The 13,670-nt window shown below is 65.5% G+C and carries 12 protein-coding genes; 5 read left to right on the top strand and 7 right to left on the bottom strand.

Annotated features, from left to right (window positions below; genetic code table 11):
• Positions 1 to 25: 25 nt before the first annotated feature.
• The 3 genes from LCM32_RS12755 to LCM32_RS12765 all read right to left on the bottom strand — a co-directional run bounded on the left by LCM32_RS12755 (position 26) and on the right by LCM32_RS12765 (position 2,665).
• Positions 26 to 679, bottom strand: a complete 654-nt coding sequence (locus tag LCM32_RS12755) for a ChrR family anti-sigma-E factor (protein ID WP_224821463.1) — start codon at positions 677 to 679, stop codon at positions 26 to 28.
• Positions 680 to 688: 9 nt separating this feature from the next.
• Positions 689 to 1,255 carry a sigma-70 family RNA polymerase sigma factor gene (locus LCM32_RS12760; RefSeq protein ID WP_224821464.1) on the bottom strand — a complete coding sequence of 189 codons (567 nt, stop codon included), beginning with the start codon at positions 1,253 to 1,255 and terminating at the stop codon, positions 689 to 691.
• A 189-nt stretch (positions 1,256 to 1,444) separates the two neighbouring features.
• The gene (locus tag LCM32_RS12765; RefSeq protein ID WP_224821465.1) at positions 1,445 to 2,665 is read right to left on the bottom strand and encodes a urate hydroxylase PuuD; all 1,221 of its coding nucleotides are present in this window, start codon (positions 2,663 to 2,665) and stop codon (positions 1,445 to 1,447) included.
• Positions 2,666 to 2,864: 199 nt separating this feature from the next.
• On the opposite strand from LCM32_RS12765, the gene LCM32_RS12770 reads away from it, so the two are divergent.
• Both LCM32_RS12770 and LCM32_RS12775 read left to right on the top strand, forming a co-directional pair.
• Positions 2,865 to 3,758 (top strand): MBL fold metallo-hydrolase, encoded by an 894-nt coding sequence (locus LCM32_RS12770; RefSeq protein ID WP_224821466.1) that lies wholly within the window; start codon positions 2,865 to 2,867, stop codon positions 3,756 to 3,758.
• Between the two features lie 26 nt (positions 3,759 to 3,784).
• Positions 3,785 to 4,165: a rhodanese-like domain-containing protein gene (locus LCM32_RS12775; protein ID WP_224821467.1), complete on the top strand. Its 381-nt coding sequence runs from the start codon at positions 3,785 to 3,787 to the stop codon at positions 4,163 to 4,165.
• A 316-nt stretch (positions 4,166 to 4,481) separates the two neighbouring features.
• On the opposite strand, the gene LCM32_RS12780 is transcribed toward LCM32_RS12775, so the two are convergent.
• Together LCM32_RS12780 and LCM32_RS12785 are read right to left on the bottom strand one after the other, a co-directional pair.
• Complete coding sequence (locus LCM32_RS12780) at positions 4,482 to 5,804, bottom strand: ammonium transporter (protein ID WP_224821468.1); 1,323 nt, start codon at positions 5,802 to 5,804, stop codon at positions 4,482 to 4,484.
• A gap of 30 nt (positions 5,805 to 5,834) precedes the next feature.
• Positions 5,835 to 6,173 (bottom strand): P-II family nitrogen regulator, encoded by a 339-nt coding sequence (locus LCM32_RS12785; protein ID WP_222490693.1) that lies wholly within the window; start codon positions 6,171 to 6,173, stop codon positions 5,835 to 5,837.
• A 261-nt stretch (positions 6,174 to 6,434) separates the two neighbouring features.
• Here LCM32_RS12785 and LCM32_RS12790 point away from each other — a divergent pair, with 261 nt between their 5' ends.
• Positions 6,435 to 8,699, top strand: coding sequence for a transglycosylase domain-containing protein (locus LCM32_RS12790; protein ID WP_224821469.1), 2,265 nt, complete (start codon positions 6,435 to 6,437; stop codon positions 8,697 to 8,699).
• Between the two features lie 195 nt (positions 8,700 to 8,894).
• Here the strand turns inward: LCM32_RS12790 and LCM32_RS12795 are convergent, their stop codons facing one another.
• Together LCM32_RS12795 and LCM32_RS12800 are read right to left on the bottom strand one after the other, a co-directional pair.
• Positions 8,895 to 9,512, bottom strand: coding sequence for a phospholipid-binding protein MlaC (locus LCM32_RS12795; RefSeq protein WP_224821470.1), 618 nt, complete (start codon positions 9,510 to 9,512; stop codon positions 8,895 to 8,897).
• The gene (locus LCM32_RS12800; RefSeq protein ID WP_224821471.1) at positions 9,493 to 10,329 is read right to left on the bottom strand and encodes a VacJ family lipoprotein; all 837 of its coding nucleotides are present in this window, start codon (positions 10,327 to 10,329) and stop codon (positions 9,493 to 9,495) included. The genes LCM32_RS12795 and LCM32_RS12800 overlap by 20 nt, the downstream gene beginning before the upstream one ends.
• 255 nt (positions 10,330 to 10,584) lie before the next feature.
• Here LCM32_RS12800 and LCM32_RS12805 point away from each other — a divergent pair, with 255 nt between their 5' ends.
• Both LCM32_RS12805 and LCM32_RS12810 read left to right on the top strand, forming a co-directional pair.
• Positions 10,585 to 12,324 carry a type I secretion system permease/ATPase gene (locus LCM32_RS12805; RefSeq protein WP_224821472.1) on the top strand — a complete coding sequence of 580 codons (1,740 nt, stop codon included), beginning with the start codon at positions 10,585 to 10,587 and terminating at the stop codon, positions 12,322 to 12,324.
• On the top strand, positions 12,321 to 13,628 hold the full coding sequence (locus LCM32_RS12810) for an HlyD family type I secretion periplasmic adaptor subunit (RefSeq protein ID WP_224821473.1): 1,308 nt from the start codon (positions 12,321 to 12,323) through the stop codon (positions 13,626 to 13,628). Before LCM32_RS12805 ends, LCM32_RS12810 begins: the two co-directional genes overlap by 4 nt.
• Positions 13,629 to 13,670 lie beyond the last annotated feature (42 nt).

Below are 13,670 nucleotides of genomic sequence, written 5' to 3' on the forward strand. Positions count from 1 at the left end.
TTTCCTGTCCGGCGGTCCGATCCGGTTAGATCTTGAAGAACGGCTGCGCCAGTCGCGGCAGCCATGCGTTGAACCTCAGGGGCGCATCGGTGGCGGCGAGGCAGATGCAATCCTCGCCGATATCCGCGACCGGCGTGTGGTTCAGCTCCTCGTCGGCGACTTCCACGTCGCCGGGGCCAAAGCGGTCATCCTCGTCGGTGAAGGCGCCCTGCAGCACCAGCGTCAGCTCCATCCCACGGTGGCCGTGATCGGGCATGGCCGCGCCGGCAGGGATATAGAGCAGCCGGGCCGAAGCGCTCTTGGAGGTGGGCAGGATCGCCTGTTTCACCCCCATGCCCACGGGGCGCCAGCGGACGGCTTCCACGTCGCCGCCGACATAGTCGCGTAGCGGGCCGGGCAGCGTCCCCGATGCGGCGCGCGCCAAGCGCGGCTCCGGTGTTGCATCCAGACGGGCCAGAACCGCATCCAGCGCGCCAGCCTCCATGGCCGAGATGCCCGCGGCCTCCATACCCTGTGCTTCCAGCACGGCCCCGCCGAGCGATTCCAGCGCCTCCAGCCGGGCGCGGCAGTCGTCGCACATCGACACATGCGTCGCGACGACAAGAGAAAACGCCTCGGGCAGGGTGCCCGCGGCATAGCCCATCAGCAGGCTTTCGGTCAGGTGATGCTTGATCCCCATCTGGCTACCTCATGACCCCATGGCGTGGCGCAAGCGGTCCAGCGCCAGCCGGATACGCGACTTTATCGTGCCAAGCGGCAGCCCCGTTGCATCCGCGATCTCGCGGTGGGACAGGTCGCCGAAATAGGCCTGTTCGATCAGTCGCCTCTGTTTCTCGGGCAGCGCCGCCATGGCCCGGCCCAGCTTCTCACTCTCCTGTTGCAACTCCAGCACGTCATCGGCCTCCGGCTCTGCCTCCGGACCCCATCCGAGGTCCTCCGGCTCCGGCCGCCGCTCCTTGCGGGCGATGTCGATGCGGCGATTGCGGGCGATCGTGAAGATCCAGGTGGCGACGGAGGCCCGCGAGGGATCATACATCGCCGCCTTCCGCCAGACCGTGACAAGCACATCCTGCGCGCAATCCTCGGCCACCGCAGGTTCGGCGCCCCCCTTGATCAGGAAGGCCTTCACCCTCGGGGCGAAATGGGCAAAGAGCGCGGCAAAGGCTGCCCGGTCCCCATCATCGCGGATTGCCCGCATTTCAGCGACCCAGTCACGCTGGGATCGCGTCGCGCCTGTCTGTGCACCGGTCGTCATGCGCCCATGAAGACCCGCCCGCAGGGCAGGTTGCAAGGGCTCATTCTCTGATCGCGCATCGAGCAACATATCCGGTGTACGGGACCGCGCGCAGAGTGGATCACTCCCGCTTTCATCTTTCCGGAAATACTCACCTGCGCCCCCTCAAAGCCCGCGATCCCGCCCGAGACGGGGTGCCCGCGGCGGGTATCAGTCGTTCGCAGCCTTGTACCATGCCATGATCAACTGCCGTTCTTCCGGCTCGATGAAGGAGAGGTTGGCGGGCGGCATCGCATGGCCGAGCCCGGCCTGAAGATAGATCGCATGGGCATTGCGCGCGATCTGGTTCGGGGTCTCCAGCCGCACGCCCTTGGGCGGCCAGAGCAGCCCGTCCCACGCGGGCTCCGCGGCATGGCACATGGAGCAGCGGCCCATGACGATGTCGGTGACCTCGTCGAAATGATCGGCCTGCGCATAGCGCAGCGCGGCGCCGCTGGCCTCTTCCGGCTCCTCCGCGCGGAACATCGGCGCGGTGGAGAGCCACATGATGATCACGAAGAGCACCGCCGTCGCCAGCCAGGTCCAGCGCGGATTGCCTTTGCGGGCGTGGATCGTGTTGAAATAATGCCGGATCGTCACGCCCATGAGGAAGACGAGGCTGGCGATGATCCAGTTGTACTCGCTCGCAAAGGCCAGCGGGTAGTGGTTCGACAGCATCATGAAGAGCACGGGCAGCGTCAGGTAGTTGTTGTGGGTCGAGCGCTGCTTGGCGATCTTGCCGTACTTCGGATCGGGCTTGCGGCCCGCCTTCAGGTCCTCGACCACGATCTTCTGGTTCGGAATGATGATGAAGAAGACGTTGGCCGACATGATCGTCGCGGTGAAGGCGCCCAGGTGGATCAGGGCCGCCCGGCCCGAGAAGACCGAGGTGTAGAAGTAGCTGAGCGCAACGAGGATCACGTAGAGGAAGATCATCAGCCGGGTGTTGTCGTCGCCGAACTTCGATTTGCAGATCGCGTCATAGGCCAGCCAGCCCCCGGCCAGCGAGATGAGCGAGATCAGGATCGCCTGCCACGGGGCCAGGTCCGCGACACCCGGGTCGATGAGGTAGAACTCCGCGCCCAGGTAGTAGACCAGGAACAGCATGGCAAAGCCCGAGAGCCACGTGGCATAGCTTTCCCATTTGAACCAGATCAGGTCGCCGGGCATCTGCGCCGGGGCCACGAGGTATTTCTGGATATGGTAGAAGCCGCCGCCGTGGACCTGCCATTCCTCCCCATCCGCGCCGGAGGCGAGGTTGCGGTCCCGGTGCAGCCCGAGGTCGAGCGCGATGAAGTAGAAGGACGACCCGATCCAGGCGATCGCCGTGATCACATGGACCCAGCGTACCGCGAATTCCAACCAGGCCCCGATGGCCGCCAAATCGTACATGCAACTGTCCCCGCTTGCGGTCTTTTCCTCAGGCTAACCACGGGCGGCGGGTTCCGGCAATCCGCCTGTTATGCGGCTCACGCTGCGGCAGCGTTTCGTTTCGTGCCCGGACGCGGATTCGGGGCGGATTTGAGCAACCGGGCCTTGGAATGCCGTCACATAGGTCTATCTGAATGTGAGCTTCGAAAGGAGGATACGGATGTTCACGAAGGAAAGCCCTTCCCGCGGGCCGGGATCGCCCCGGGTCGTCGGGTTCTACGACAAGCCGAGCGGTTCGGCCCAGTACGTCGCCATCGACGACGCCACGAAGACCTGCGTGCTGATCGACGTGGTGCAGGACTTCGACACGCGGTCTGTCGGCACCGGCTTCACCGCGGCGCAGGAGATCCTCGATTTCGTCCGCGCAGAGGGGCTGGAGGTCGCCTATGTGATGGACACCCATCCCCATGCCGATCACCTCATGGCCTCGGCCTGGCTGAAAGAGCAGACCGGCGCGCCCAATGTCATCGGTGCCAAGGCGGCCGAGATCGCAGACCTCTGGCGCGGCATCTACAACCTGCCCGAGGCTTTCGACGTGACGCGCGACTTCGATCACCTGCTGGAGGACGGCGCGACGCTGACCTTCGGCGGGCTGGAGATCCGGGTGATGCTGTCGCCGGGGCATACGCTGGGCTCGGTCACCTATGTGATCGGGGACGCGGCCTTCGTGCATGACACGCTGATGCAGGCCGACGTGGGCTCGTCCCGCGCGGATTTCCCCGGTGGGTCTGCCGCGATGCTCTGGGACTCGATCCAGGCGATCCTCTCCCTGCCGGAGGACACGCGGCTGTTCATTGGCCACGACTATCCCCCCGTGGGCGACCGCAAGGACCCGGCGTGGGAGGCGACGGTGGCCGCGCACAAGGCCGGCAATCCGCATATCGCCGGCAAGAGCCGTGAGGCGTTCATCGCCCTGCGTGAAGAGCGCGACGCGACGCTGCCGCTGCCCGACCGGATGCTTTACGCGCTGCAGGTGAACCTGCGCGCCGGGCGCCTGCCGCCGCCGGAAGCAGACGGCCGCAGCTACTTCAAGATACCCGCCAACCGGTTCTGAGACCGACATTCGAGGACGAAGACGACATGAAGACGGAAGAGATCAACGGCGCGACGATCGAGACCTGGGATGTGGCCGAGGTGGCCGCAGCCCTGAAGGCCAACGAGATCGTGCTGATCGACGTGCGCACGCCGCAGGAATACATGTTTGAACATATCGAGGGGGCGCTGCTGATGCCGATGGCCTTCTTCGACGCGTCGAAGCTGCCCGGGCAAAGCGAGAAGCGCATCGTCCTGCACTGCGGCTCGGGCGTGCGCTCGGGCAAGATGGCGCAGGCGGCGCTTGCGGCGGGCTTCGACCGGATCGCGCATATGGGCGGCGGTTTCGGCGCCTGGAAAGAGGCCGGACAGCCCTACATGGGCACCGATATGGCGACAGGGGCGCCGAAACGCGTCCCGGCAAGCTGAGGGTCTGACGAACCGGGCAGGGGCGCGGCCGTCGTGCCCTTGCCACCGGCACGACCTCGAGGGCGCGCACCCAAGAATTTTCGAAAATTCTTGGTAAAATTCTTCGAAGAATCTTACCCGCCTTCTGGCGGTCGTTCCGCGGGATATCCCGGAAAATTCGAATTTTCCGGACCGGAATTTTTGAAAATTCCGAGGAGTGCCTGACTGTTTGCGCGTGTGCGCGAGGGCGGTGAGCCAGAGGTGGGCAGCGGAAACGAAAAGCCCGGGCGCGAACGCCCGGGCAGGTCTTGCTCTAGACTGTAGCGGAAGGAGGTGCTCAGCCTTTCGAGAACTCGGGGTAGGCTTCCATGCCCAGTTCCGCCATGTCGAGGCCGGTGATCTCGTCTTCTTCCGAGACGCGCAGGCCCATGATCATGTTCAGGATGAACCAGACCACTGCCGAGGCGACGACGGTGAAGATGCCGACCACGACGATCGAGTACAGCTGGGTGCCGAGCGACGCGTCACCGTTGGTGATGACGACGGCGATGGTGCCCCAGATGCCGCAGACGAGGTGAACCGGGATCGCGCCGACGACGTCGTCGATCTTCAGCTTGTCGAGCAGCGGAACCGTCAGGACGACGAGGATGCCGCCGATGGCGCCGATGATCGTTGCCGCGCCCAGACCGGGGGTCAGGGGCTCTGCGGTGATCGAGACGAGGCCAGCCAGAGCGCCGTTCAGCACCATGGTCAGGTCGACCTTCTTGTACATCAGCTGGGTCAGGATCAGCGCCGCGATGGCACCACCGGCTGCTGCCGTGTTGGTGTTGGCGAAGATGCGCGAGATGTCAGCCACGTTGCCGGCGGTGTCCATGTAGAGCTGCGAGCCGCCGTTGAAGCCGAACCAGCCGAGCCACAGGATGAACGTACCCAGCGTGGCGAGGGTCAGGTTCGAGCCGGGCATCGGAACGGTGCGGCCGTCTTTGAACTTGCCGATACGCGGGCCGAGGATCAGGGCACCGGTGAGGGCGCACCAGCCGCCGACCGAGTGCACGACGGTCGAGCCTGCGAAGTCGAGGAAGCCTGCTTCGTTCAGGAAGCCGCCGCCCCATTTCCAGGACGCCTGGATCGGGTAGATCAGGGCGGTCAGGATGACGCAGAAGATCAGGAAGGGCCACAGCTTGATGCGCTCGGCCAGGGTGCCGGAAACGATCGAGCAGGTGGTGGCGCAGAACATCAGCTGGAAGAAGAAGTCCGAGCCGACCGAGGCATAGGTGAGGTCGGTTTCGGTGTCTGCCAGGCCGACGGGCTCAAGCGAGGTGGCCGAGAAGGCACCCAGAACCATGTCGATGGACCAGCCGTCGCCCGGGTACATCAGGTTGTAACCGATGAGGTAGTACATGATGGCGGCGATGGCGAAGAGCGCGATGTTCTTCGTCAGCTGCATGGCGACGTTCTTCTGACGCACGAGGCCGGCCTCGAGCATCGCGAAGCCACAGCCCATGAACATCACCAGGAACCCCGCGACGAGGAACATGAAGGTGGTGAAGATATAGCCGATTTCTTCCATCGGCGGCGTGGTGTCCGCCTCTTGTGCAAGGCCGAGGCTCGGCGCTGCGATCAGCGCGGCCGCCAGGCCAAGTTTGGTCCACGATTTCATTTGCATTTCCTTATTCCCCTGTCCCGCGGTTCAGAGCGCGTCTGCGTTGGTTTCGCCGGTCCGGACGCGGACCGCCTGTTGGATATCCAGCACGAAGATCTTGCCGTCGCCGATTTTCCCGGTCTTGGCCGTGTTGGTGATGGTCTCGACGACCTGATCCGCCATTGCCGCGCTGACCGCGATCTCGAGCTTGATCTTGGGAACGAAGTTCACCGCGTATTCCGCACCACGGTAGATTTCCGTGTGGCCGGACTGCGAGCCGAACCCCTTGATTTCCGTAACCATCATGCCGCGGACGCCGATCTCGGTCAGCGCCTCGCGGACCTCCTCGAGCTTGAACGGCTTGATTGTCGCAATGATCAGTTTCACTGTGATCCCCTTCCTTGTCGCGGGCGCTCCCCGCGCCTGTTAGCAGGGTCACTAAGCCGGTACGGGGCAGATTCAGGAAGTTTGAGTTGGGTGTTTGGCAGGCATTTTCGCTGCCCGTTGCACGAATACTGTGCAGACTCCGAAATGTGACCAAAAAGTGAGCAGATCAAAAACACTTCATTTTCTGCGGTGCGGCTCTACATTTCCACGTCGGGCCTGTAGTGTATGGCGCAAACCCCAAAAGAGGTCGGGCAGTCAGGCATGAGTGAATCAGGAAAACGCAAGCCACTTGTGGCGGATCGGCGCTATGGCGCTTCCGGCGCAGGGCGTGGATCGAAGCCGCCCAAGGGGCCCGCGCCCCGCAAGGGCGGAGGCGGTTCCGGCGGCAATTCCGGCGGCTCGGGTGGGGGCAAGAAGCCTGCACCGCGCAAGCCCGCGCCCAAGGGCAAGGCCCCGGCCCGCAAGCGAAATCCCATCGTGGCGGCGGTGACCGGCCTGGTCGGCTGGGTGCTGCGCATCATCTGGGCGCTGACCTGGCGGCTGACCGCCGTGGTGGTCCTGATCATCGGTGGTTCCGCACTCTATATCTGCCTGACGCTCCCGCCTGCGGACGAGATGCTGGACGGGCGGGCGCGCGGTTCCGTCACCATGCTGGACGACGAGGGACAGGTCTTTGCCTGGCGCGGCGACCAGTTCGGCGGGGTCGTGACGGCGGAAGAAGTTTCGCCGCACCTGCGAAATGCCATCGTCGCGACCGAGGACAAGCGGTTCTACAAGCACTGGGGTGTCTCGCCGCGCGGCATCGCCAGCGCGATCAAGATCAACCTCAGCGAAGGTCGCGGCCCTCTGCAGGGGCACGGCGGGTCGACGATCACCCAGCAGACGGCCAAGCTGCTCTGCCTCGGTCAGCCCTACGATCCGGAGATCTGGGCGAACGAGACGGCCTACGAGGCCGATTGCCGGGAAACCACCCTGTGGCGCAAGGCCAAGGAGGCGGTCTATGCCCTCGGCATGGAGATGCGCTACTCCAAGGAAGAGATCCTCACGATCTACATGAACCGGGTCTACCTCGGCGAAGGCGCGCAGGGCTTCGAAGCCGCGAGCCAGCGGTACTTCGGCAAATCCGCCGCCAACGTGACCCCGGCAGAGGCGGCGATGCTGGCCGGCCTGCTGGTGGCGCCGACGCGCTATGCGCCGACCAACAACCTCGAACGCTCGCGCAACCGGGCCGCGGTGATCGTGCGCCTGATGGAAGATCAGGGCTATCTCTCGGCCTCTGCCGCGGACAACGCCGTGGCCCATCCAGCCGAGCTGAGCCAGGCGGCCGAACGTCAGGCGGGGGGCTACTTCGCCGACTGGGTGATGTCGTCGGGGCCGGAGTTCCTGACCCGCAAGACCACCGAGGACGTGGTGATCCGCACCACGCTCGACCAGCGGATCCAGAAGGCCGCCGAAGACGCGATGAAGTACATCTTCGAGGAGAAGGTGAAGGAAGGCTCCAAGGCGCAGGCCGCCATCGTGGTGATGAGCGCCGACGGCGCCGTGCGGGCCATGGTCGGCGGGCGCGATACCAAGGTGAAGGGCGTCTTCAACCGGGCCACGCAGGCGCTGCGGCAGACCGGCTCGTCGTTCAAGCCCTTCGTCTACGGCACCGCGCTGGAGATGGGCTTCAACTACAACGACACGGTTCAGGACGATCCGCTGACGATCAACATCCCCGGCTCCGGCCCGTGGAGCCCGGAAAACTACGACCACAAGTACCGGGGCACCGTGACGCTGGAAGAGGCGCTCAAGAAGTCGCTGAACATCCCGGCAGTGCGGGTGGCGGAGGCCGTGGGCCTCGACAACGTGCGCCGTGTGGCCGCCGATTTCGGGATCCAGAGCGATCTGGCCGCCGGTCCGGCCCTGGCCCTCGGCGCATCGGAATCGACCCTGATCGAGATGACCGGCGCCTATGCGGGGATCCTGAACGGCGGCTCGGCCGTGACGCCCTATGGCCTCGTGGAGCTGCGACGCCAGTCCGACGACACGCCCCTGATGGTGACCGAAGGCGGCATCGGCGAGCGGGTGATCCGCGAATCCGCCGCGCGCGAGCTGATCTACATGATGAACCAGGTGGTGAAGAGCGGCACCGGCGGTCGCGCCGCGCTCGACGACCGCGAAGTGGCGGGCAAGACCGGGACGACCAGTTCGACCCGCGATGCATGGTTCATCGGCTTCTCGGCTGATTACGTGGCCGGGGTCTGGATGGGCTATGACGACAACACGCCGCTTACGGGCGTGACGGGCTCGGGCCTGCCCGCGGAAATCTGGCATGAAACCATGGTGCGCGTGCACGAGGGCCTGCCGGTGCACGAACTGCCTATGCTGCGCCCCGAGCCGACCCAGGCCCGCGATGTCGAGGGCCGTCCGAGCGCCTCGACCGGCGGCGGCAGCTCTGGCGGTGGTGGCGGCGGTGGCAATCCGCTGGGCCAGGTCGAGAACGCGATCGAGCGGGTGCTCAAGGGGATCCTCGGCCTGCGCTGAGGCACCGGTAGAGATCATCGGACAGGGGCGCCACTGGCGCCCCTTCGTCTTTCAGGGCAGGCCATTCGGTGCGCCCTAAACGCACGTGCCGGGGATCGGGTCAAAGCGTGGCAGGCGGCCCCAAGAGGGACGGGCCAAAGAAAAAGGGCCCGCCCCGATGGGCAGGCCCTCTTCCGATCTCTGTGGGGCGGTGCCTCAGCCCGCGCGCTTGAGCTGCGCAGTCAGCTTGGCGATGTCGCCGCCGTTGGCGTCCAGCATCGCGCCGATCTCGGTACGCTCCGTCAGGCGCATCGAGACGCCCTCGATCACCATGTCGAAGAACCGGTTGCTGCCGGAACGGTCGGAGACGAAGAACTTCACCTCGAAAGGGGCCTCGCCGCGCAGGTAGGCGGTGGCGCTGACCTCGGTCCAGGTCTTGACCTGCTTGGCCTCGTTCACCTCGATCCGGCCACCGATGAACTCGCGGAAGCGCTTGCCGTACTTGCGCGAGATATAGCCGCTGAAGGCATCGGTGAAGGACGCCAGCTGCGCGTTCGAGAAGCTGCGCGCATCGGCCCCGAGCGTGGAGCGGGCGATGACGTTCACGTCGGCATAGCGTGCGAAGATACGCTCGAACTGGGCGATCATCTGGGCTTCGGACGCGCCGGAGCCGATGACCTTGTTGATCTCACCGACGAGGCCGTCGACGAGGGATTTCGCCTGTGCGTCGGTCAGCGCGAAGGCCGGAGCGGCGATGGCGGCAAAGGCCGAGGCCGCGATGCCGGCCAAAACGGTCCGGCGCGAGGGGCGGGAATTAAAGCGATGGAGCGTCATAGGGGTCCTCGTAGTAAGGGTCCGCTGTGGCCGCCGGGGCGGGAGCAGCCCCCGCAGCCGTTTCGGTGTAGGGATCGCCATAGGGGTCATCATAGGGATCCGCTCCGCCTCCTGCGCCGCCGTCGACGGAATATCCGAGTTCGTAGCGGCGGTTCTGGAGGTAGAGAATGCGCGCCTGCGCGTAGCTGTCGGCGCTGTCATAGAGGAGATCGTCATAGGACGACGCATAGCGCCCGCGGTTGCTGAGCTGGGTCAGACCCCAGCCAACGGTCGAGACGTAGGACTCGGGCGGGCTGAGCGCGAAGCCGAGCGGATCGGTGAAGAAGTCCACCGCGCGCCCCCAGGCGTCCCGCGTCGTGGAGGGGCCGAGAAGCGGCAGTTCCACGTAGGCGCCTTCACCGAAGCCCCAGACATGAAGCGTCTCGCCGAAATCGGTCTCCTTCGGGTCGACCCCGAAGAGATCCTGCGCGGCATCGCCCACGCCGCCCACGCCGAGGGTGCTGTTCACCACGAAGCGGAAGGTGTTCCGCGCCGCATCCGCGATATGGAACTGCAGCAGGCTGTTCACCACGTAGCCCGGCAGCCGGAGGTTCTCGGCGGCGTTGTTGACAGCCAGTTCCAGCCCGTCCGGCATGACCTTGGAATAGGTCGTGCCGACCGGCCGCAGGAAGATGCGGTCAACGGATTTGTTGAACTCGTGGGTCTGGCGGTTGCCGCTCTCGTAGGGGTCATAGACCCCGCCGCGCGTCACCTCGTCTTGAGGGGCGGCACAGGCGGTGAGCAACAGAAGGGCGGGTATGGCAAGAATACGATGCAAGGCGGACTCTGATCTCGACGCGGACGTCTGTATCTAAATGGACGCGGAACAGTTATCACAGGGGTACAGCGAAAACCGGCGGGCGTCTCGGGCTTATGCGCGAAATACGGCGATTCCCCGCTTACTCGGTGAGGGTTTGAGGGCGCCCTGTGACATAGTTGCGACGCGGCTTGAATTGAAGCCCGTTTTCTGGAGATATGTCAGTCACAGTGCTGGTAAAGCGTTTTTTATGCATTTGCTGAAAGATCATTTTTTATGACCAAGCCACTTCTCTCCACCGCCCCGGGTCGCGCAGAACTCCGCAAGGCGCGCAGCAGGAGCAGAGGCCTGTTGTGGAGCGTTGCGCTGTTCTCGACTTTCGTGAACCTCCTGATGCTCACCGGGCCTCTCTACATGCTGCAGGTTTACGACCGGGTTCTGGGGTCGCGATCCGTCGAGACCCTTGTCGCGCTGACGATCCTCGTCGCCTTTCTTTTCCTGCTCATGGGCTTTCTGGACGCGCTGCGCGGCCAGCTCCTCGCCCGGATTGGCGCAAGGACCCACCGGGCCCTCGACGAGCGGGTTTTCAAGGCCGTTCTGAAGCGCGGTTCGAGCGACCGCAATGACCCGTCGGCCACTGGCCTGCGGGACCTCGATTCCGTTCAGGGCCTGATGGGCTCGCCGGTTGTCGGCGCCATGTTCGACCTGCCCTGGACCCCGCTTTTCCTGTTCGGGATTTCCCTCTTCCACCCCTGGCTCGGCATCCTCGCCCTGGCGGGCGGTGCTCTCCTCATTGTGATCGCGGGCATCAACCAGGTGGTGACATCTGCATCGCAGCAGCGCGTCATGGCCACCCAGAGCAGCGCGACGATCCTTGCAGAGCGTCTGCGCACCGATGCGGAAAGCGTTCAGGCCATGGGGCTGGGCGACAACGCCTATCACCGCTGGCACAAGATTCGCGGCGAGGCGCTCGAGGCCGAGGTGACCAACGCGGATCTCGGCTCCGGCTTCACCGCGTCGAGCCGGTCTCTGCGCCTCTTCCTGCAATCGGCGATGCTGGCGCTCGGGGCCTACCTCGTGCTGCAACAGCAGGTCACCCCCGGTGCGATGATCGCAAGCTCCGTCCTGATGGGGCGTGCCCTGGCGCCGGTCGAGCTGCTGCTCGGCCAGTGGCGTCTCGTGCAGCGCGGGCGGCGTGGCTGGCAGAACCTTGCCGTGCTGCTGACCGTCGTCCCGCCGGAGCGGCCCCGCACCGAACTGCCGGTGCCGAAGGCCCATCTCGAAGGGATCCAGGCCACCGTCGCCGCCCCCGGGGAGAAGACGCCCAACCTGCGCCTTGTCTCCTTCGAGGTGCTGCCGGGCGAGGCCCTTGGCGTCATCGGCCCGTCCGGGGCCGGCAAGTCGACGCTGGCGCGCGCGATCACCGGCACCTGGCCCACCGTAGGCGGCAAGATCCGCCTCGATGGGGCCGCGCTCGATCAGTACACGCCCGAGGACCTTGGCCGCTACATCGGCTACCTGCCCCAGAAGGTGCAGCTGTTCGACGGCACGATTGCCGAGAATATCGCCCGTCTGTCGCCCACCCCGGATGCCGAGAAGGTCGTCGCGGCGGCGCGGCTTGCCGGGGCGCATGAGATGATCCTGCAATTCCCCGATGGCTATGACACGCCGGTCGCGATGTCCGGCGGACGGCTGTCCGGCGGTCAGATCCAGCGGATCGGGCTGGCGCGGGCGCTCTATGACAGCCCCGTCGTCCTCGTGCTGGATGAGCCGAACTCCAACCTCGACAACGAGGGGTCGGAGGCGCTGAACGAGGCCATCCGCGCCACCAAGGAAGCCGGCGGCGCGGTGCTGATCATGGCGCACCGCCCGGCCGCCATCAAGGAATGCGACAAGCTCCTGATGCTGGTGAACGGGACGCGCGCTGCCTTCGGGCCCAAGGACGAGGTCCTGCGCCAGATGGTGCAGAACCACGAAGAGATTAGCCGAAACGTCGGCGGGGGAGGCCTGCGATGAGCAAGGGCAGCAAGACATTCAGTGGCCGGACCCAGATCGCGCTCGGCGTGATCGCGCTTCTGGTGCTGGTCGGCGGGTTCGGCACCTGGTCGGTCAAGACCCACATCAACGGCGCGATCATTGCCTCCGGCCAGATCGAGGTGGAACGCAACCGGCAGGCCATCCAGCACCCGGACGGCGGCGTGGTCGAAAGCCTGCTGGTCTACGAGGGGGACGCGGTCGAGGAGGGGCAGGTGCTCCTGCGCTTCGATGCAAGCGAACTGCGCTCGCAGCTCGCCGTGACGGAGGCCCGGCTGTATGAATACCTCGCCCGTCTGGGGCGCAGCACGGCAGAACGCGACGGCGCCGACACGATCGACTTCGCGCCCCTGCTGCTGGAAGCCGCGGCGCGGGATCCGGAAGTGGCCGAGGTGGTCGATGGTCAGCGGCGCCTGCTGGAGGCGCGCAACGACACGGTGGTCAGCCAGGTCGAACAACTGGAGAAACGCAGCGCGCAGATCTCCAACCAGATCGACGGCGTTCTGGCGCAGCGTACCGCGCTGAGCCGCCAGCTCGACCTGATCGAGCAGGAACTGGGCAACCAGCGCTCGCTGCTGGATCGGGGCCTCGCAGAGGCGAGCCGGGTGCTCTCGCTCGAACGGGAGCAGGCGCGTCTTGAGGGCGAGGTTGGATCGCTGACCGCGCAGAAGGCCCAGTCCGAAGGCCGCATCACCGAGATCGACCTTCAGATCATCTCGCTCCAGACCGAGCGGCGCGAACAGGCGATCAGCGACATCCGCGACCTCCAGTACAACGTCCTCGAACTGGCGGAGAACCGGCGCAACCTCGTGACGAAGCTGTCGCGGCTGGAGATCACGGCCCCCGTGGCCGGGGTGATCTATGGCCTTGGCGTGCATGGCGAACGCGCGGTGGTGCGGGCCGCGGACCCGGTGATGTACATCGTGCCGCAGGATCGGCCCCTCGTCATTGCCGCCCGGGTGGAGCCCCGCGACATCGACGCGGTGCACCCCGCGCAGGATGTCTACCTGCGGTTCTCGGCCTTCGATCAGCGCCGCACGCCGCAGCTCGTCGGGCATGTGACGCAAATCTCGGCAGATGCCTTCACCGACGAAGCCTCGCGGACCAGTTTCTACCGCGCGGAAATCGTGCTGAGCGAAGGGGAGCAGGATCGCCTGCCCGAGGGCACCGTGCTGATCCCCGGGATGCCGGTCGAGGCCTATATCCGCACGGATGAACGCACGCCGCTGGCCTATCTGATCAAGCCCTTCTCGGATTACTTCGTGCGGGCCTTCCGCGAAAGCTGATCCCCGCGGGGCCTTGCGGGGCCCCGCCTTTGCGGTTGCATT

Origin of the sequence: Pseudooceanicola nanhaiensis (assembly GCF_020171315.1) — a bacterium.
In the GTDB taxonomy this organism is placed as follows: domain Bacteria; phylum Pseudomonadota; class Alphaproteobacteria; order Rhodobacterales; family Rhodobacteraceae; genus Pseudooceanicola; species Pseudooceanicola nanhaiensis_A.

Coding starts and splice junctions, on each gene's coding strand:
- LCM32_RS12755 (WP_224821463.1), bottom strand. CDS start 679: ATGGGGATCAAGCATCACCTGACCGAAAGCCTGCTGATGGGCTATGCC.
- LCM32_RS12760 (WP_224821464.1), bottom strand. CDS start 1,255: ATGACGACCGGTGCACAGACAGGCGCGACGCGATCCCAGCGTGACTGG.
- LCM32_RS12765 (WP_224821465.1), bottom strand. CDS start 2,665: ATGTACGATTTGGCGGCCATCGGGGCCTGGTTGGAATTCGCGGTACGC.
- LCM32_RS12770 (WP_224821466.1), top strand. CDS start 2,865: ATGTTCACGAAGGAAAGCCCTTCCCGCGGGCCGGGATCGCCCCGGGTC.
- LCM32_RS12775 (WP_224821467.1), top strand. CDS start 3,785: ATGAAGACGGAAGAGATCAACGGCGCGACGATCGAGACCTGGGATGTG.
- LCM32_RS12780 (WP_224821468.1), bottom strand. CDS start 5,804: ATGAAATCGTGGACCAAACTTGGCCTGGCGGCCGCGCTGATCGCAGCG.
- LCM32_RS12790 (WP_224821469.1), top strand. CDS start 6,435: ATGAGTGAATCAGGAAAACGCAAGCCACTTGTGGCGGATCGGCGCTAT.
- LCM32_RS12795 (WP_224821470.1), bottom strand. CDS start 9,512: ATGACGCTCCATCGCTTTAATTCCCGCCCCTCGCGCCGGACCGTTTTG.
- LCM32_RS12805 (WP_224821472.1), top strand. CDS start 10,585: ATGACCAAGCCACTTCTCTCCACCGCCCCGGGTCGCGCAGAACTCCGC.
- LCM32_RS12810 (WP_224821473.1), top strand. CDS start 12,321: ATGAGCAAGGGCAGCAAGACATTCAGTGGCCGGACCCAGATCGCGCTC.